Raw genomic sequence first — 17364 nt, forward strand, 5'->3', positions numbered from 1 at the left:
AACAATAGATGTAATTGCTTTATAGTTCAGTTATTATCAAGTTTTGAATGTTACTTTTCTCTTGATAGAAAAGTAACCAAAAGATCAAGGCTGCATCTGCCTCGCTACTCAGCATCCTACGTTCGCTGTCGTCTGTGAACTCGCTTCGCTCAAACAGCACAGCCTCTGGACGCTCACTGCGGATGCTTCGCTTTACGCTCACCAGATGAGGCCTTTCAGAGGAAGCAAAGCTTCCTTTTAGGATGCGAAACCGACACCTATAAAACACACTGACCTATATAGCAGACGGTTTCGGCCATCCTAAAAAGAACGCTTTGCGTTCTTACCAAGGCCTAAGCGGGTGAACGTCCGCGAAGGTGAAAGATGGAGCGATAGGAGCATCTGCTGTTTGAGCGAAGCGAGTTCAGATGCGACAGCGGAGTCTTTCACCGAAGCAGTGAAGCCGGTTAAGCCTTGATCTTTTGCCTACTTTTCCATCAAGGGAAAAGTAAGGTCAATTAATTCAACGCCTCACCAACGTATATTTATAGGCTGTCTCTGTACAATCCTGGATAAATAGTGTATCGCCTTTGATAGCTAACGGATAAGAAGGACTCGTTTCTAAAAACACATCCATCAGATAGGCTTCGTAGCCCGCTCCCGTATTGGCTTTCCGCCAGTTCAGGTCTCCCGGTTCGTCTTTGCCTTCTTCTGTCCAGACGTATTTATCGCCGTTGAACTGGATGAAAGTATTTTCAAACTCACAGAGCTGAGTGGTATTCTGTCCGCTTACCAACTCCCATTTTCCCTCGACCAGCTCTTTGATTTCGGGCAATGACTTATCGAAAAGGGTTGTCTGAACCGTTGTACGAGTCTCCGACTCCTTACTGTCTTTTTGTCCTGACTTACCTTTACAACTACTTGTACCGATCAGACACAAGCCCAAGGCAACCACAATGAAAATACTTTTTACACTATTCATATCCGAATCTTATTTACAATGTTCCTTTATCAATCTTTCAGCCAACGGATCGCCCAATTCTTTCGCTTTGTTCAGCGCTTCACAGGCTTCCGCTTTCTTTTCCATACGCACATAACAGATACCTTTCAAACGATAGCAAGCCGCAAAATCGGGAGCCACTTTCAATGCTTCCTCAATACTTGCCAATGCGTCGGTATAATTTTTCATGCGGACATATACAGATGCCTCTTCCGCCCGATAATCGGGTACATCAGGACTCAGACGAACCGCTTCCTTGATATCAGCCAAAGCACCTTCCATATCACCGGCACGGAATTTTGCCTGTTCACGGTAAAAATAGAAACTACTGCCGACATCGCCGCTCATTGCCTTATAATACAGATCATAATCGGCAATCGCTTCTGCATACTGAGACAGACGGAGTTTCCAGTCTATCCGTTCCAGAATATACTGCCCGGCTTCGGAAGTAAGAGGCAAGCCGCATTTGTCAACTGCACCGTCCAGCAAAGCAATCACATCGCCGATATTGAATCCGGGAGTATTTTCTTTCGCCTTGGCTGCCCAGTAAAAAGAATTAGGCGATGCCAGGTCACTGTTATTCACGACCATATATTCGTTATAAGCCTGGTCGAATTCTTTCAGGTAGAAATGAATATCACCCGCCAACTGATGGTAAACAGGAGCGTCATCCTCTTCAATAGCCTTTTGGATAGTCTGTTGTGCAGCCTGTACACTCCATGCCGGATCAGTCAGCGTGGTATCACCGGCAGACACGCCATAGATCAGTTTCGCTTTATTATAATATACATCCCCTTTCTTTTCACTGTATTTGGAAGCAGTTTCAATATCATCCAATGCCAGTTTCAGATAATTAGCCTGTTCGCCCGGAGTAGCTGCCAGTTCGGCACGACGTCCGGCATAATGGTTGGCACGTTTCAGATAACCGTCAGCCGAATTCGGGAAAGTTGCAATAAAATCATTCAGTGTCTCCAGATATGTTTTTGCATCCTGCGTACTTCCTTTCAGGAACAGAGCCACCTGAGCCTGCTCCACATCTGCCGGCCAGGCTTTCTTGATACCGATATTATTATAAACGGAGTTCAGGAAATCGGTCGACGAAACGGCGAGGTTGTTCACATAAGAGGCTGAGACAGCATATGATACATCCTTCTTTCCGGAAGCATCGGCCTGTGCCAGTCCGAACACTTCACCTTCGGCATTCAATATCGGCGAATTCACCCGGCCATCTTCCAGCGGAACGGATAATTTATAGTAACTATACGGATCTTTCAGTTTGCTGACTTCCGTGATCGTACCCTGTTCGAAATCTGCTTTCTTTTCAGTCGAATAAGGTAATAAATAAGCGACAGTACCTACAGCCAACGGATCGGCCGCAACCGGCAAAAACTGTACTTTCTTCGGTGTTTCTGCTTTTACCTTGATGACATCATACAATTCATCGGCACCGATCACTCTTGTAACCGGATAAGTTTTTCCATCCGTATCCGTCACAGTCGCTTTTTCCGCCCCTTTGAATAACTCGTAGGCAGAAAGGACATCTCCCGTTTCAGAGACAAAAATACCGGTACCCGAGGTCAGCTTAGCTCCGTCTTTCCCGTATGTAGTGATTAAAACAACCGCTTTTTTACTTTTGTCCATCCATTTAGGGGCGTTTTTCTGCGCAGTTGCCGGCAATAAGTGGCAACAAATCAAAATAAATAGTAGAATTCGTTTCATTTCTTTTCTCATGTTATCAGATATGCCGACAAATGTAATACTTTATTATCTTTGTACATATCGTCTGAGTATAAAATTATCCGCTTATGAAACTTAAAATGTTATTTCTTATGTGTAGTTTATCAGCCGCCTTCCTCGTTTCCGGCAAAACTTTCGAGACTGACAAGTTCACAACCAAGAATGGAGGAGAACTTGTAATTACGTTCATCAAACACGGTAGTTTGCAACTTACATTCAACGGACGTCACATCCAGATAGACCCTGTTTCGGAATATGCCGACTACAACTCTTTCCCGAAAGCCGACATTATACTGATCACCCATGAACATGGCGATCATCTGGATCCGAAAGCAATCAGTGCGCTTGAAAAAACGGGAACGCTGTTAATTACCAACGAAGCCGGCAGTAAAAACAGCAATATAGACGTACGCATCAGAGAGATGCAATAAACAATAAGGGTGCTTTAATATGTTAAGTCAGGTGTTTTGACGATGAAATAAGGGACTTTCATAATCAAAACACCTGTCTTTTTCAGAGTGTCAACGGAATGACTTCCGTATATTATACCGATACGCCCAACAAGCCAATACGAAATACACCGCACATTGAACCCATAAGGTGACATATTCCGTATGGATCTCTGCCATCGAGGCTCCCATCGAATTTAATTTAACGTAAGCGAGGGTTGCCGGTGCTGCCGGAATCAGGAAATGCGATAACTTCCAGTACCAGGGCATCAGTTCCAACGGATAAGAGACACCGGACAGGAAAATCAACCCGACTGAAAAGAAAGCGATCATCAGCAAAGGGGCATCCGAATCGGTAAAAATAACGGAAGCTGTCAGGCCAAAGAAACTCGTCGCCATCAGGAAAGGAATCAGTAACATGATTATATTCCATACATTACCGATATCCGGCAAGTCGAATATCAGCGGGATCAATCCCAGCAGGAAAAGCGAAAAGACGGCATACAGCATCATATACACAAATGTCTTTCCGATCACAAGGCGTCCGGCTTGTCCGAAGGTCGGGCGATACACCTGCAACAGTTTGAACTGCCGTTCCTCCCCGCTGACCATCCCGATCACCATCAATAAGGTCTGAAACATGATAACGATCAGCACAGCCGGGATCAGGTACGTCCCATATCCTTCCGTATAATTATACAAGGCGGTTCCGGCTACATTGATCGGTTTCGCTACTGATAATTGTGCAGCAGCCTGGCTGGGGAGAAATACCACCATTTCAGGCCGGTAGCGGTCGTTCAGCGCCAGCATCGAACCGGCCGACGCTTCCTGCATCGCCAGGTAGTTGAGGAATGCATTGGTCGTTTCATACATGATAAAGACCGACTCGTCGCCACGGGAAACCCGGTCGGTAAAGTCGTACGGCAGATATAAAATGCCAGCGGCTTCATCCATTTTCATCAACTCCTGTGCCTGCGGATAATCCTCACCGGTAGCAATCACGTCGACCTGCGGAGTGGCATTCAGCAAACGGATATACTCGCGGCTCAACTCCGTTTTCGAATTATCCACCACGACAACCGGGACATTACGGACCACATCAGGGGCGTACATATAATTATATAGCAGACCGTACATAAATATACCGCCCATCAGTACCAACACGATAGCGAAACTGCCTGAGATGGTTTTGAACTCATTCAAGATAATGGACGATATATTGTTCAGACCTGCTTTTATGTTATTTGATATTTTCATACTTATGACTTAATATTGCACTTTTTAAATGCGGTACCATCAGAAACGCAACCAATATAAAACAGAACAACGCGCTGAAGTTCCACCAGGTATAGGCAAACCCATAATCGCCGTACAACAGGTTCTGATTGATCTCCACGAAATGACGTACCGGAAACAGGAAAGAAGTATAATAGACCGGTGCATACATGGCCGGCGCCGGAAACGTAACACCCGACAAGGTCGCCCCCAGTGAACCGACCATCGACACGATACTGATGATGATGCTGATTGCCGGAAAAAGGGAGAAAAGGAACACCGCCAGAGCCTGGGATGCGATCACGAACAGGACAGAGGTCAGGTTCAACGGCCAGAATCCACAGGAGAAAGGTATATTCATCAGACCGAACATAACATAATTAGCCAGGATGCTCATCAGGGAAAAGATGATGGTGTAAGGCAATAATTTTCCGAAAAGGGCGGTTACCATATTCATCTTCGCCGTTGCCAGCCAATCGTCACCGGTACGGAACTTTATCTCACTTCCCACCGCATAAACCGTCGTAAGCAAAATCAACACCTGAAAGAAGATAAAGAAGAACGGATTACTCAGATAAACGGAATAATCCAGGTCCGGATTGAATAACGGATGATTCTGTGCCCGGATAGGGACCAGGAAGGTCGACACTTCTTTCTGGCTGATTCCCATTGCCGTAGCCTGTACCACGATCGGAGCCATCGAAAAGGTACGCAGCAGACTTTCAAAAGCCCCTCTGACCTCTCCGCCGACACTCAGCAAAGCATAATGATAATAATAGGATAAAGTAGCCTGCCTCCCACCCGTCACGTCTTCCTCAAAACGGTTCGGGATAACCAGATAGCCATATATTTCTTTGGCTTGCGTCGCTTTCCGTGCGGTTTCGGCATCCGCATAATGATGCGTGACACGGAAAGTCGGAACAGCTTCGACCTGGCGGGTCAATTCGCGGGATAAAGCAGTCTGGTCCTGATCGACAATACCTACCGGAATATTCTCCATCTGCCCGTTACCGAAGATCGTGGACATAAAGAAGATACAGAACAGCGGCAACACGATGCAGACCCCGAAATAGAGCCTGCGTGAAACCATCCGTTGCAGTTCGCGGCGGAGCACATTGTAAAAAGGACTATGTTGTTTATTATTACTCATAGATCATGCTCATTATTGTTTTCCCAGATCAACCAGGACCGACATGCCGGGACGCAGTCCATCGACCGGCTTTACCGGAAGGGCATGTATCTCGAACGTCCTCAAATCATAACTTCCGGTCTGCTTTGTGGATTTCCAGGTAGCGAAACTACCCAGCGGACTGACATAGTTGATCTTGAACTCAATATCTTTTGCGGCAATAGCCGGCACGTCGGCAAGAAATGTTCCGCCCATCTTAAATAACGGCAGACGGTCTTCACGGACATTCAGCACGACATGTGCATCATCCAGTACCACCAGGTTCATGATCGGCATTCCGGCACCGACCAACTCTCCACGTTTCGGGAAAATAGTCGATATCTGGCCGGATTCGGGAGCAACCAGGCGGGCATCCTGCAAGAGGGCTTCTACCTCGTTGACTGTACCCTGGGCGGCTGCCACCAGTGAACGGGCGCTTTCCTTATCCTGTATCCGGGCACCGTCGCGAGCCATCTGGTATTGTTCATAGCAAGCGCGTTCGTTAGCCACGGCTGCGTTATAAAGCGCTTCCACCTCATCTTTTCGCTGGGAGGTGACTACGCTGTCTTTATAAAGGGCCTGGATACGGTCGTAAGTCGTTTTTGCCAGTTGTAAATCCGATTTTGACTTGTTCCATAATTGAAGGACGGAGGCAACGATTTGTTTACGGGTTCCTTCGTCGATTTTCTGGTGCTGGTACTTGGCAATATCTTCCAGGGCATTCACCTGCTGGTATTTAGCCATCGCTTCCGGACTGTTGATGACGACAAGCGTATCGCCGGCTTTTACATGCTGTCCCTCTTTCACAAGGAAAGTATCGATACGCCCAGGGAGCTTTCCGGAGATACGTATTTCGGTAGATTCAATCTGCCCCTGAAGGATAACCGGCTTTTTCTTCAGCAACAGCATCCCCACAGCGGATATGATGATAACGGCGATCAGTACCACTATAAAAGAGATCGTCAGGTATTTCTTAGTCTTGTCCATAATTATTTGTGTTTATTGTTAATTCAATTATTGATATAGCATCCTGCGTTCGCTGTCGTCTGTGAACTCGCTACGCTCAAACAGCACAGCCTCCGGAGCAGTGAAGCCGGTGCAGCCTTGATCTTTTGGCTACTTTTCCATCAAGGGAAAAGTAGATTAAATTATCTCCGTTATCCCTTCCACCCTATATTGCTGGAATGCTTCCGGAATGCCGCAGATAGAAAGCAAATTGATCAATGCCACATCATACTGGTAATAAGCCAACAGGAAAGCGGTCTTTACCTTTGACAACATTACCTCGGCATCGACCACCTCGGTTGAAGTTGCCATTCCTTCCTGAAAGGATTTCTGACGGATACGGACCAGTTCCTCACTCATTTCCAAAGTTGTATTCAAAGCCTTTACATTGTCGAGGGCATTTTGCAACTGAGTATAATATTTATCTACACCGACTTTCAGTTCGGTGACCGCTTTGTCCTTTCCTATCGCCAGCGTCTGGCTGGTCAGACGAGCCTGACGTATCTTTTTCTCCCGGTTCAAACCGTCGAAGATATTCCAGGTAAAACCGACACCGATCATCGTGCGGGGCATCAGGTATTTATCCACCCCATTTGAATAAAGCGTCTGTTTTCCGAATAAGGCAATAGTGGGAAGGTATCCGGTACGGCCTATCTTCAATTCGTTGCCGGCTATGTTTTGCTGTAGTTTCAACTGGTTCACCATATAGTTGTTGACCGGTACCAGTTCTTTGAAATAATCGGCTGAAGGAATATTCTCATTGATGAAAAGGGAAGTTGTCGTGCTGATCTCCTTATCGGCATCCAGATCAATCAGGCTTTTCAGCGCCTGCCCGGCTACTTCCAGGTCTTTGCGGGCGGAATCCAGTTCACGCTTGGCCTCATCCATGCTCACCTGGGCAAAAAGACGTTCTGCACGATTGATCATCCCGTTCTGCTCCAGTTTGAGAGCCTGGTCATAATGGGTTTTCAGGGAATTATACGTAGCTTCTTTCACGGCGACAACACGTTGGCCGAGACGCAAACCGAAATAACATTCAATCAACTTCGATTGCTGGTCGGCATTGACTTGTTCACGGTTTACCTCAGCAATACCGACCATTGTTTTCCCTATCTTACTGGCGAAAATACGTTTACCGCCGGTAAACAGGGGCCAAGTTACATTGGCATCGATAGAAGTGATATTCTGTGAAATAAGCGGCAGCGTCAACGTGTTCTGACCGATCTTATCCAGGATGGAAGAGATAAACTGATCATCGGGGATGATGGAATGGACAAAGTCTTTTGCCGGGTCGGTGAACTGGTTAAGCGGCTGTTTGACCTCGATAGGATTCGACATATGCACAAAAGCGCCGGCTGCTCCAACCGAAGGATACCAGAATGAGTTCAGTTTCTGATGCTCGTTCTTTGCCAGTTCAACCTCCTTCCCTGCCATCCGGATACTACGGTTTCCTTTCTGAAGCAGTTCCATCGACTGTTCCAGAGTCAGGTCTATCGTCTCTGTCTGGGCAGAAGTAATGGCAGGAAAAAGGAACAGCAAGCCAATACTGAAATGCGTTAAGTTATTAATCATAAATACGTTTAAATTTAGTTTGAGCGAAATTTATGATTAATAACAACACCCTCTAGGGGATTGTTCAGCGGGAATTAACTTCCTTTTTCCGAGGCTTTCTTCAAGTCCGGTAAAAACCAGGTCACCAGTCCGATCAGCGGCATATAACCACACACATTATAAACCGTCTCGATACCATACTGGTCGGCCAGATTCCCCAGCACAGCCGAAGCGATCCCCGCCACCCCAAAGGCAAAACCAAAGAACAAACCGGAGATCAGTCCTAATTTATAAGGCAATAACTCCTGTGCATATACCAGAATTGCCGGGAAAGCAGACGATAATGTCAGACCGACGCAAAAACTCAGAACTGCCGTCAGATATAAACTATGTACATGCGGCATTAACAGAGAAAAAGGAGCCGCACCGAGAATGGATGCCCAGATAACATATTTACGTCCTACCTTATCACCGATCGGACCGCCCATCAGAGTTCCCAAGGCAGTCGCTATCAGAAAGAGAAACAGGAACAACTGCGATGACTGAACGCTCACATCGAACTTCTCTATCAGATAGAAGGTATAGTAACTGTTCAGGCTCGCCATATAAATATATTTGGAAAAGATAAGGATCAACAGGATGGATATGGAGAATATCGTTTTCCCCAGCGGCAACGGCATTTCGATATGACGTTTCGAAGTCCCGACATCTTCACGTTTAAACCGCAAAAGTAATCCCTTGTACCAACGTCCTACCGAAGTCATGATCAGGATAGCGACGAAAGCCAGAATAGAGAACAAGGCAATATGGCTCCGTCCGTAAGGTGCCACCAGGATAGCGACCAATAGCGGTCCCAGCGATCCCCCCAGGTTTCCTCCCACCTGAAATAATGACTGCGCCAATCCTCTCTTCCCTCCCGACGCCAACGACGTCAGCCGCGAAGCCTCCGGATGGAATATCGACGATCCCACTCCAATCAAGGCCACAGAACACAAAACCCAGGATAAAGAACCGACAAATGCCAGGCTTAGCAAGCCGATCAACGTAAAACTCATCCCGATCGGTAACGACCACGGGGACGGATGTTTGTCAAAATATAATCCGGTAAGTGGCTGAAAGACCGATGCCGCCGATTGGTAAACCAGTGTAATCAACCCGATCTGCGCAAAATTCAATGCCAGATCATCTTTAAATAACGGATAAACAGCTGTAATTACAGATTGCAGTGAGTCATTTATACAATGTGATATGCTCAATGCCACTAAAATACGGAAGGTAATCCCACTTGCCGATTCAACCTTATTTTGTCCCATTTGTAAACCTTATTGCCTATTGAGCTGCAAAAGTACATATAAAATAACGGACAAGGAACCATCCTTTCATTATAATCAGGTAAAACGGATGATCTAAAGTGTTAAAAACAGACAGAGTTCAATTATAAAAATTCCTCAATTAACATTTATAATTACTGCAATATACAGACAACTCGCTTTGATTCATAAAGCGACACCTGCATTAACACGAGGCTTTAACAAAACTTTTCTTTCAGTTCTTTTTGATTCTTTACGTAAATTGCCGTGAGCCAAATAGACTTATAGTTGTTTTATCGTTGAACAACTAAACAAAAAGCATGAATAATGAGATTTAAACTTTAGAACTGCGCCGGAGATGAAAGGTAATCTTGTATCCATCTCTCCCGAAACCTACGCCAATTCCCCCTATCTCCCTTATCGCCCTGATGTAAGAGATCGTTCACTCCGGAGCAGTATCTAAGTTTAATTTAAAAATCTTCCTCTTCTTCCCCTCCCGGAACATGTAGAATAAAAGTAGTAGCCCCCATAGTCACGATAGCCCCTTCACCGATCCGTACCTGTTCTTTTTTTCCCAGCAGTACACTGCGGAGGAATGTGCCGGTCATACTCTGGTTATCGCGCAAGGTATAAACGAATTTACCATTCCTGTCCTGTTTCACATTAATAATACAATGTTTACGCCCCACACTCGGGTCACTGGTAATAATAGGAACATCCACACCTTCCGTGTCTTTATTCCTTCGTCCTATCATATTATCCCCCATCACAAGCGGCAATTCCTGTTTAAAGCCAAAAGTATTCTCGATCACAGTGATATAACCACAGGAAAAATCGGGTTCTTTCACTTCTTTTTCCTGTCCGGACTCCGTACGCACAGTCTTTCTACCCAGTTTTATCTTAAACTGGGAACCACACTGAGGACATACAAAAGCCAGGATTTTCCCATCGGGATACTTTGTTTCATCAAATGATAACTGATTATCACATTTGGGGCAGAATATTCTTTTCATATCTTTATTTGAAGCATTTACGTTTTAAGAAGTACAAAGATAAGTCTTTTTCCACGGAAATAAAGACCGATACGTCTATAAAACAGAAAAGCCATCCATCACGGACAGCCAATCTTCATTGTTAACCTTAAATCTAATACCATGAAAAACACAGTGCAAATATAGAGGTTTTATGTTATTCAGCATAATATCCACCTCAAAAACACCATTCATTTAATACAGTTTAACAAAAAACATGCTACACAACACATTTCCACAGCATATTCACACTAAAAATGTCATTATCCATACAGATAACATTCTTTACTATCAGAGTATCGCAGAAATTTTACGTACTTCTGCTAGCCGCTCCATAAATGTCTTGTCTTTGCGGGTAGCTTGCATATTGTATTTGAGTTGAAGACACATCAACGGTTCTGCATCCACTCCCAAAACCGCCTCAAAAAGTAAAGCAGTCTTTTCTGTTATTGGACGATGCCCGTTCAATATCTCGTTCAAAACGGAATATGCCAATCCCATTTGATTCGCGAGCCTACGTTGCGATATTCCTCTATACTCAATCTCATCTTTCAAAATCTCACCCGGGTGAGTTGGGTATGCGGGAACAAGATTATTGGCAGTCATTTGGGGATCACCCCCTTTTACAGTAGCACTCATATCAATTCTTTCTATTTATAATGATTCGACAACTCTGTTATATTACATATCGTAGCGATAATTTCGCCATCCTTAACTTGTTCCTCGAACTCAATACGGTACTGGTCATTCACTCTTACGGAAGACAATCCCGCTTTATCACCTTTCAGCTTTTCATAATTCAGCGATTTATATTGAGTGAGAGTCGTTACTATCGGTTCTCTTTACAGATACAAATATTGCATTAAATATCTATGTTCGCAAAATTAGCGAACACTTTTACTAATCCTGAAAAGTTTTTATAAAAAGACACAATGTCACTATATTCATCCGTAAGGGTAATATCCGAACAATTCATTGCCCCCGGTAAGCCTTCGGAGAAACCCCTGAAACCCTTTTAAAGAACTTGCCGAAAAAGGATTGGGAGGGAAAGTTTAGTTCATCACTGATTTCCTGAACCGTCATATCGGTAGATTTCAGCAGAGCCATTGCTTCCAGCACAATATATTCATCAATCCATTCAGCGGCCGACTTTCCACTATAGTTTTTAATCAGCTGGGAAAGATATTTGGAACTCAGATGCAGCTTATCTGCATAAAAATCTATACGTCTTTCTTTTTTTGTGATATAACTGCACTTGTTTCAGAAAGTCACGCATCAATATTTCATTTCTTGTTTTCATCTCGACTTCCGAATATTTATGGAAATAATATCCCAGGCCATAAAAGAAAGCAATCGTGAGATGTTTCACGATCTCCAGACGATTAGGATTGTCTTTCACGCCGACCACCCGCCGGATCATGGTATAATAGGTCCGTATAGCTTCCAACTGACCAACTCCCAACGGAATAACCGGATTATTACGAACAGAAAGAAAAGTGGAAAAACGATCGGGCAAATGCAGGCTATCATTAAATCGTTGAGACATGAAAATAAAAACACCGTCAAAATCAGCCGTATTGGATTCATATTCCAGAATCTGCCCCGGTAGGGTTATCGATATGGAAGGCGCTTTAACCGTATAGGGCATCAGATCAATCCTGCCTTTAACCTCAATTACACGGATCTCTCCGAAATAAAAGACCTCTCTTATCTGGAAGGACAAAAACAGGCTTACTTTTTTACAGGGGCAGGTGTCTCCCTTCAATATGATACCCACGACTTTATACTAAATCCTAAGAAGGGTATTTATATCATGTTCAAGGAGGTGATATATCCGGAGTTTTCAGGCAGTTTCAACAAAACCCTTTTCAGCACCAATTTCATTTTTGATATCTATCAGAAAATATGGTCGGGCGGTATAATAGCAGGAGATATTTACGGGCAGTTCAATAGCAAGGACACTCCCTGGACGTTACGGGAAGAACTTGGCAGTAACGGTTTCCGGATGAGGGGTTATTACGGCGGACGTTATATCGACTGCAACCAATTAACGGCACAACTGGAATTACGCCAACATATATTCAACCGTTTGGGGTGTGTAGCCTGGGTAGGAGCCGGCAGTGTATTCCCGGAAATAAAGAAGTTCGATTGGTCTGACATTTTACCTAATTACGGACTGGGATTACGAATTGAATTCAAACACAATGTGAATGCCCGCATCGACTATGGTTTCGGTAAAAATACAGGAGGCTTTGTCTTTAAATTTGCAGAAGCATTTTAAACAGGAACCTTATAAACGCAAAAAAGGCCATCCATCACGGACAGCCAATCTTCATTGTTAACCTTAAATCTAATACCATGAAAAACACAGTGCAAATATAGATACTTTATGTTATGTAGCATAATATTTCGCTTGGAAATCTCATTTATTTAATATGATTTAACAAATACATGCTATAAAACATCTTTTTAGAGCAGTTTTACACGTCCTATCCCTATTTCATTCTTGCATCGGCTCCCCACATCAGCTTCTCACGGAGAGTCTGATAAAAGGTATGATTATATCTTTTTATTACTTTCGTCGTATAGTCTGCTTTCGTCACTGTCAGCTGGATACCCGCCGGAAAGACTTCCGAACGGCCGTCGAGAGAGATCAGAAAGGATTTATTCCGGCTTTCCACTCCCAACGTGATCGTATAGGTGTCCGGTATGATCAGCGGACGTACATTCAGGGAATGAGGTGCAACCGGACTTAATACGATATTCTTACTTTGTGGGATGATGATCGGTCCGTTTACGCTCATGGAATAAGCGGTAGAACCTGTCGGTGTTGCGATCAGCAAACCGTCCGCCTGATAAGAAGCCAGGTATTCATCATTCAAAGAAGTGTGAATCGTGATCATGGAAGAAGTATCGCGTTTCAGGATAGCGATCTCATTCAAAGCATAGTTATACCCATGAAAGGCCCGTTCTTCCGTATGAAGCCGCAACAGGGTACGCTCTTCTATCTTATAATAGTTCTTGAACAGCTCCTCCAACGTTTCTTCTATATCATTACCTCCGACATCGGCCAGAAAGCCAAGACGCCCGGTATTAATTCCGAGAATAGGAATATCCTGCCGGTTCACACGGGCAGCCGTACGCAGGAACGTTCCGTCTCCACCCACACTCAGGACGACATCGAGATCAAAATTATCATCGGTCAGCAGTCCTGCCACCGGAGGTTCATAATTGAGTATATCAGTAAGAAAATTATAGAAACGTACATCTACGTAGATCTCCGCTTCCTGGGATATCAGTTTTTCAAACAAACGTTTTATCTGGCTCTGTTTTTCTACCTGATATTTACTACCAAATATGCCAACTCTCATAACTTTCAATCAATTAGATATTCATATAATGCAACAATTCGTTCATCCGCTGCTGCAACAGATCGTCCACCATTCCTTTTTCCATGAAATAATAAAGGACAGTATAGTTAAAGCGCTCGAAACTGCGGATCACCGGTGAGGCATCCTCCAGGTCTATCTTTATAATAAGATGTAAGCGCCCGGTATCCTTATCCGTGTATGAAAGCAGGTTCAGGACATGCGCATTGTTCGACTCGACCAGCCGGGCTATATCCGTCAGCGAATAATCCTGCGGCATCACCTCCAGGACGAACACGCTGCCCGAAGTCTCGGCATTACACAATTCCGAAAGGATATCGATCAGCTTATCCCGCGTGATCGCCCCCTGGTATTCCCCTTCCGGAGTAACAACCGGAAGCAGGCTCAACTGATAGCGGGCTATCAATGCCAGCGCCTCGTGAATATGTGTATTTTCCATTACACTGGGAGCAAACAGAACCGGTTCGCCAATCGTTGCCGCAGGATCAGGCATAGCCAGAAGATCCTTTTCCGAGATCAGGCAACGATATATCCCTTCGCTCAATAACGGTAGATGTTTTACTTAAAATCATCCATTAGCGCTAAAGCATATTCCTCTGTGTCAAAACTTTTTAACACAGGAAGTTCCTTCGTTATGAAATCTTTCACCAACATTATTCTGTTAATTCCCTTAATTCTGCTAAATTTGCCGATACTTTTGTGCAAATGTAATGAAAGAAAAAAGATATAACGATATACGATGACAAATTTAAGTGTAAACATTAACAAGGTAGCAACCATTCGTAACGCACGCGGTGGTAATATGCCTGACATTTTAAAAGTCGCCCAGGATTGCGAAAATTTCGGCGCACAAGGAATTACAGTTCATCCCCGTCCGGATGAAAGACATATCAAATACAGTGATGTGTATGGATTGAAACCTCTGATCAGGACAGAATTTAACATTGAAGGATATCCCTGTAACAATTTTATAGACCTGGTTCTGAAGGTTAAGCCGACACAGGTTACACTCGTGCCGGATGCTCCCGATGCCATCACTTCGAATGCCGGATGGGATGTGAAAACACATTTCGACCAGTTGAGTGAATTGGTGGATACTTTCACTGCACAGGGAATCCGTACCTCTATTTTTGTAGGAACAGACCTTGCCAATATCGAACTGGCTGCAAAAACAGGAACAGACCGTATCGAACTTTACACAGAACCCTATGCAACCAATTATCCGGTTAACAAGGAAGAGGCTGTCGCACCGTTCGTTGCCGCCGCCCAACTGGCTAAGAACCTGGGCATGGGTGTCAATGCGGGTCACGACCTGAGCCTGGAAAACCTGGCCTGGTTCAGTCAGAATATCCCCTGGCTGGAAGAAGTATCCATCGGCCATGCCTGATCTGCGATGCTTTATATCACGGATTACAGGAAACAATCTCCCTATACAAAGCGTGTTTACAACAGAAATAACGAATTAATATTAACGAATAAGTATACAAACCTATGAGTATTTTACTTTCCCTACAGGCAGTAGGGGCACAGACAGCAGAGCAGATGCCGGATCTGACGGCAGTAACAGTCCCCACTGAAGCAGAGATCAATGTGATAGACCTTGCATTCAAAGGAGGGTGGATCATGGTTGTACTATTGCTGTTATCACTAATGGCAGGTTATATCTTTATCCAGCGTTTACTGGTTATCCGTCGCGCCGGTAAAGAAGACCAGAATTTCATGAACCGTATCAAAGACTATATCCACGAAGGAAAAGTAGACTCGGCCCTCAACCTGTGCCGCAGCACCAACACTCCTTCCGCCCGTATGATCGAAAAGGGTATCACCCGCCTGGGCCGTCCGATGAACGACGTGCTTGTGGCTATCGAGAACGTAGGTAACCTGGAAATTGCAAAACTTGAAAAAGGATTCCCGCTGATCGCTACGACAGCTGCCGGAGCCCCGATGCTCGGTTTCCTCGGAACAGTAACCGGTATGGTACGTGCCTTCTTCGATATGGCTAATGCCGGAACAAACGTAGACGTATCCCTGCTTTCAGGCGGTATCTACGAAGCTCTTGTAACAACCGTAGGCGGTCTGGTAGTCGGTATCATCACTTTGTTTGCTTACAACTACCTCGTATCGCAGGTGGACAACGTGGTGAACAAAATGGAAGCTCGCACCATGGAATTTATGGACTTATTGAACGAACCGGCTAATTAACAAAGCGAATGGCACTAAAACGAAGAACAAAAGTAAACGAAGCCTTCAGCATGGCCTCTATGACCGACGTCATATTCCTGCTGTTGATCTTCTTTATGGTCACCTCTACGGTAGTCATTCCGAATGCCATCAAGGTAACATTGCCACAAGCCAAGAAGCAGACGGCAGCCAAACCGCTTACGCGGGTTACCATCGATGCCAACCTGAACTACTACGTAGCCTTCGGTAACCAGCGGGAAACGCAGGTCACGTTTGACGAGATCACCCCGTTCCTGCAAGACAGTTATGCAAAAGAGCCCGAAATGTTCGTCGCCCTTTATGCTGACGAAACAGTTCCTTATAAAGAAATCGTAAAGATCCTGAACATAGCGAACGAAAACAAATTCAAGATGGTGCTTGCCACCCGTGCGCAGAAATAACAGATATGAAATTCAACAAAGATGACATATACAGTATAGCCGGTTCAGTCGCTTTCCACCTGGCGATCTTTCTGATCCTGTTGTTCACGGTACTACGGACAGAGATTCCGGAAGAAGACGGGGGTGTCCTTGTCAATTTCGGAAACGTCAATTCCGCAGCCGGTACCTTCGAACCCAAATATACAGGACAGGAACTGCCACAGGAAACGACCACGCCTCCCCCTCCACCTACTCCACCGGTAGAGACACCGAAGGAGGAAGTCATTACGCAGGACATCGAAGAAAGTGTTGCCATGGCTGATGCCAAGAAGAAGGAAGAGCAAAAAAAGAAAGAAGAAGAGCGCAAACGGAAAGAGGAAGAGGACCGTCGCAAACGCGAAGAGGCTGAAAAGAAGCGTCTGGAAGAAGAGCGTCGCAAGAAGGAACAGGCCATCAGCAACCGCGTTGCCGGAGCATTCGGTATCGGTGGTGCAGAAGGCAACAGCCAGGGCGATGCAGAAACCGGAACAGGTAACCAGGGAAGTCCGTTCGGCAACTCCGACCACGGAGCCAACGAAGGCGTAGGCGGTTACGGTTCGTTCAACCTGAACGGCCGTTCCATCGGAGCCGGAGGCCTGCCCCGTCCTGCTTACACCATCCAGGAAGAAGGCAAGATCGTGATCAATATCACGGTAGACCCGAAAGGGAATGTGATATTTGCAGAAATAGGAAGAGGTACCAATATCGACAACGCCTCTATGCGTAAAAGTGCACTGGATGCAGCCAAACGGGCTAAGTTCAACAGCATCAGCGGAGCGAACAACCAGAGTGGTACGATCACCTATGTGTATAAACTAAAATAAAGGAAGT

At 45.1% G+C, this 17364-nt stretch carries 16 protein-coding genes and 4 pseudogenes; 6 read left to right on the forward strand and 14 right to left on the reverse strand.

Annotated features, from left to right (window positions below; translation table 11 throughout):
• Positions 1-502: 502 nt before the first annotated feature.
• The gene (locus tag DXA15_RS04910) at positions 503-961 is read right to left on the reverse strand and encodes a hypothetical protein (RefSeq protein ID WP_128133309.1); all 459 of its coding nucleotides are present in this window, start codon (positions 959-961) and stop codon (positions 503-505) included.
• Between the two features lie 9 nt (positions 962-970).
• A complete protein-coding gene (locus tag DXA15_RS04915) occupies positions 971-2698 on the reverse strand; it encodes a serine protease (RefSeq protein WP_128133310.1) in 1728 nt (575 codons plus the stop codon).
• An 86-nt stretch (positions 2699-2784) separates the two neighbouring features.
• On the opposite strand from DXA15_RS04915, the pseudogene DXA15_RS04920 reads away from it, so the two are divergent.
• Positions 2785-3096, forward strand: a pseudogene (locus tag DXA15_RS04920) (MBL fold metallo-hydrolase); the annotation flags it as partial.
• Between the two features lie 141 nt (positions 3097-3237).
• Here DXA15_RS04920 and DXA15_RS04925 read toward each other — a convergent pair.
• The 10 genes and pseudogenes from DXA15_RS04925 to DXA15_RS04970 form a co-directional block, all read right to left on the reverse strand.
• On the reverse strand, positions 3238-4422 hold the full coding sequence (locus DXA15_RS04925) for an ABC transporter permease (RefSeq protein WP_128133312.1): 1185 nt from the start codon (positions 4420-4422) through the stop codon (positions 3238-3240).
• Complete coding sequence (locus DXA15_RS04930) at positions 4406-5590, reverse strand: ABC transporter permease (protein ID WP_128133313.1); 1185 nt, start codon at positions 5588-5590, stop codon at positions 4406-4408. Before DXA15_RS04930 ends, DXA15_RS04925 begins: the two co-directional genes overlap by 17 nt.
• Before the next feature lie 12 nt (positions 5591-5602).
• On the reverse strand, positions 5603-6595 hold the full coding sequence (locus tag DXA15_RS04935) for an HlyD family secretion protein (RefSeq protein WP_007658739.1): 993 nt from the start codon (positions 6593-6595) through the stop codon (positions 5603-5605).
• 156 nt (positions 6596-6751) lie between these two features.
• Entirely contained in the window at positions 6752-8185 is a 1434-nt protein-coding gene (locus DXA15_RS04940) for a TolC family protein (protein ID WP_128133314.1), read from the reverse strand.
• Positions 8186-8259: 74 nt separating this feature from the next.
• Complete coding sequence (locus DXA15_RS04945; RefSeq protein ID WP_128133315.1) at positions 8260-9477, reverse strand: MFS transporter; 1218 nt, start codon at positions 9475-9477, stop codon at positions 8260-8262.
• Between the two features lie 467 nt (positions 9478-9944).
• Positions 9945-10487 carry an FHA domain-containing protein gene (locus tag DXA15_RS04950; RefSeq protein ID WP_128133316.1) on the reverse strand — a complete coding sequence of 181 codons (543 nt, stop codon included), beginning with the start codon at positions 10485-10487 and terminating at the stop codon, positions 9945-9947.
• A 309-nt stretch (positions 10488-10796) separates the two neighbouring features.
• On the reverse strand, positions 10797-11144 hold the full coding sequence (locus DXA15_RS04955; protein WP_128133317.1) for a HigA family addiction module antitoxin: 348 nt from the start codon (positions 11142-11144) through the stop codon (positions 10797-10799).
• Positions 11145-11155: 11 nt separating this feature from the next.
• Positions 11156-11314: pseudogene (locus DXA15_RS04960) on the reverse strand (type II toxin-antitoxin system RelE/ParE family toxin); the annotation flags it as partial.
• A gap of 163 nt (positions 11315-11477) precedes the next feature.
• Entirely contained in the window at positions 11478-11750 is a 273-nt protein-coding gene (locus DXA15_RS27880) for an AraC family transcriptional regulator (protein WP_128133330.1), read from the reverse strand.
• A complete protein-coding gene (locus DXA15_RS04970; RefSeq protein WP_128133318.1) occupies positions 11710-12282 on the reverse strand; it encodes a hypothetical protein in 573 nt (190 codons plus the stop codon). The genes DXA15_RS27880 and DXA15_RS04970 overlap by 41 nt, the downstream gene beginning before the upstream one ends.
• Positions 12283-12318: 36 nt before the next feature.
• Here DXA15_RS04970 and DXA15_RS04975 point away from each other — a divergent pair, with 36 nt between their 5' ends.
• Positions 12319-12786 carry a hypothetical protein gene (locus DXA15_RS04975; protein ID WP_128133319.1) on the forward strand — a complete coding sequence of 156 codons (468 nt, stop codon included), beginning with the start codon at positions 12319-12321 and terminating at the stop codon, positions 12784-12786.
• Positions 12787-13000: 214 nt separating this feature from the next.
• Here the strand turns inward: DXA15_RS04975 and DXA15_RS04980 are convergent, their stop codons facing one another.
• Entirely contained in the window at positions 13001-13876 is an 876-nt protein-coding gene (locus DXA15_RS04980; protein ID WP_128133320.1) for an NAD kinase, read from the reverse strand.
• Positions 13877-13889: 13 nt separating this feature from the next.
• Positions 13890-14548: pseudogene (locus tag DXA15_RS04985) on the reverse strand (CBS domain-containing protein).
• Positions 14549-14633: 85 nt separating this feature from the next.
• On the opposite strand from DXA15_RS04985, the pseudogene DXA15_RS04990 reads away from it, so the two are divergent.
• The 4 genes and pseudogenes from DXA15_RS04990 to DXA15_RS05005 all read left to right on the forward strand — a co-directional run bounded on the left by DXA15_RS04990 (position 14634) and on the right by DXA15_RS05005 (position 17357).
• Positions 14634-15352 (forward strand): annotated as a pseudogene (locus DXA15_RS04990) (pyridoxine 5'-phosphate synthase).
• An 84-nt stretch (positions 15353-15436) separates the two neighbouring features.
• Positions 15437-16096, forward strand: coding sequence for a MotA/TolQ/ExbB proton channel family protein (locus DXA15_RS04995; RefSeq protein ID WP_224265841.1), 660 nt, complete (start codon positions 15437-15439; stop codon positions 16094-16096).
• An 8-nt stretch (positions 16097-16104) separates the two neighbouring features.
• Positions 16105-16515 (forward strand): biopolymer transporter ExbD, encoded by a 411-nt coding sequence (locus tag DXA15_RS05000; RefSeq protein ID WP_007658774.1) that lies wholly within the window; start codon positions 16105-16107, stop codon positions 16513-16515.
• 5 nt (positions 16516-16520) lie between these two features.
• The gene (locus tag DXA15_RS05005) at positions 16521-17357 is read left to right on the forward strand and encodes an energy transducer TonB (protein WP_007658775.1); all 837 of its coding nucleotides are present in this window, start codon (positions 16521-16523) and stop codon (positions 17355-17357) included.
• The last annotated feature ends 7 nt before the right edge of the window (positions 17358-17364 follow it).

This window comes from Parabacteroides sp. AM58-2XD (assembly GCF_003463685.1).
GTDB lineage: Bacteria > Bacteroidota > Bacteroidia > Bacteroidales > Tannerellaceae > Parabacteroides > Parabacteroides segnis.

Coding starts and splice junctions, on each gene's coding strand:
- DXA15_RS04910 (WP_128133309.1), bottom strand. CDS start 961: ATGAATAGTGTAAAAAGTATTTTCATTGTGGTTGCCTTGGGCTTGTGT.
- DXA15_RS04915 (WP_128133310.1), bottom strand. CDS start 2,698: ATGAAACGAATTCTACTATTTATTTTGATTTGTTGCCACTTATTGCCG.
- DXA15_RS04925 (WP_128133312.1), bottom strand. CDS start 4,422: ATGAAAATATCAAATAACATAAAAGCAGGTCTGAACAATATATCGTCC.
- DXA15_RS04930 (WP_128133313.1), bottom strand. CDS start 5,590: ATGAGTAATAATAAACAACATAGTCCTTTTTACAATGTGCTCCGCCGC.
- DXA15_RS04935 (WP_007658739.1), bottom strand. CDS start 6,595: ATGGACAAGACTAAGAAATACCTGACGATCTCTTTTATAGTGGTACTG.
- DXA15_RS04940 (WP_128133314.1), bottom strand. CDS start 8,185: ATGATTAATAACTTAACGCATTTCAGTATTGGCTTGCTGTTCCTTTTT.
- DXA15_RS04945 (WP_128133315.1), bottom strand. CDS start 9,477: ATGGGACAAAATAAGGTTGAATCGGCAAGTGGGATTACCTTCCGTATT.
- DXA15_RS04950 (WP_128133316.1), bottom strand. CDS start 10,487: ATGAAAAGAATATTCTGCCCCAAATGTGATAATCAGTTATCATTTGAT.
- DXA15_RS04955 (WP_128133317.1), bottom strand. CDS start 11,144: ATGAGTGCTACTGTAAAAGGGGGTGATCCCCAAATGACTGCCAATAAT.
- DXA15_RS04975 (WP_128133319.1), top strand. CDS start 12,319: ATGTTCAAGGAGGTGATATATCCGGAGTTTTCAGGCAGTTTCAACAAA.
- DXA15_RS04980 (WP_128133320.1), bottom strand. CDS start 13,876: ATGAGAGTTGGCATATTTGGTAGTAAATATCAGGTAGAAAAACAGAGC.
- DXA15_RS04995 (WP_224265841.1), top strand. CDS start 15,437: ATGCCGGATCTGACGGCAGTAACAGTCCCCACTGAAGCAGAGATCAAT.
- DXA15_RS05000 (WP_007658774.1), top strand. CDS start 16,105: ATGGCACTAAAACGAAGAACAAAAGTAAACGAAGCCTTCAGCATGGCC.
- DXA15_RS05005 (WP_007658775.1), top strand. CDS start 16,521: ATGAAATTCAACAAAGATGACATATACAGTATAGCCGGTTCAGTCGCT.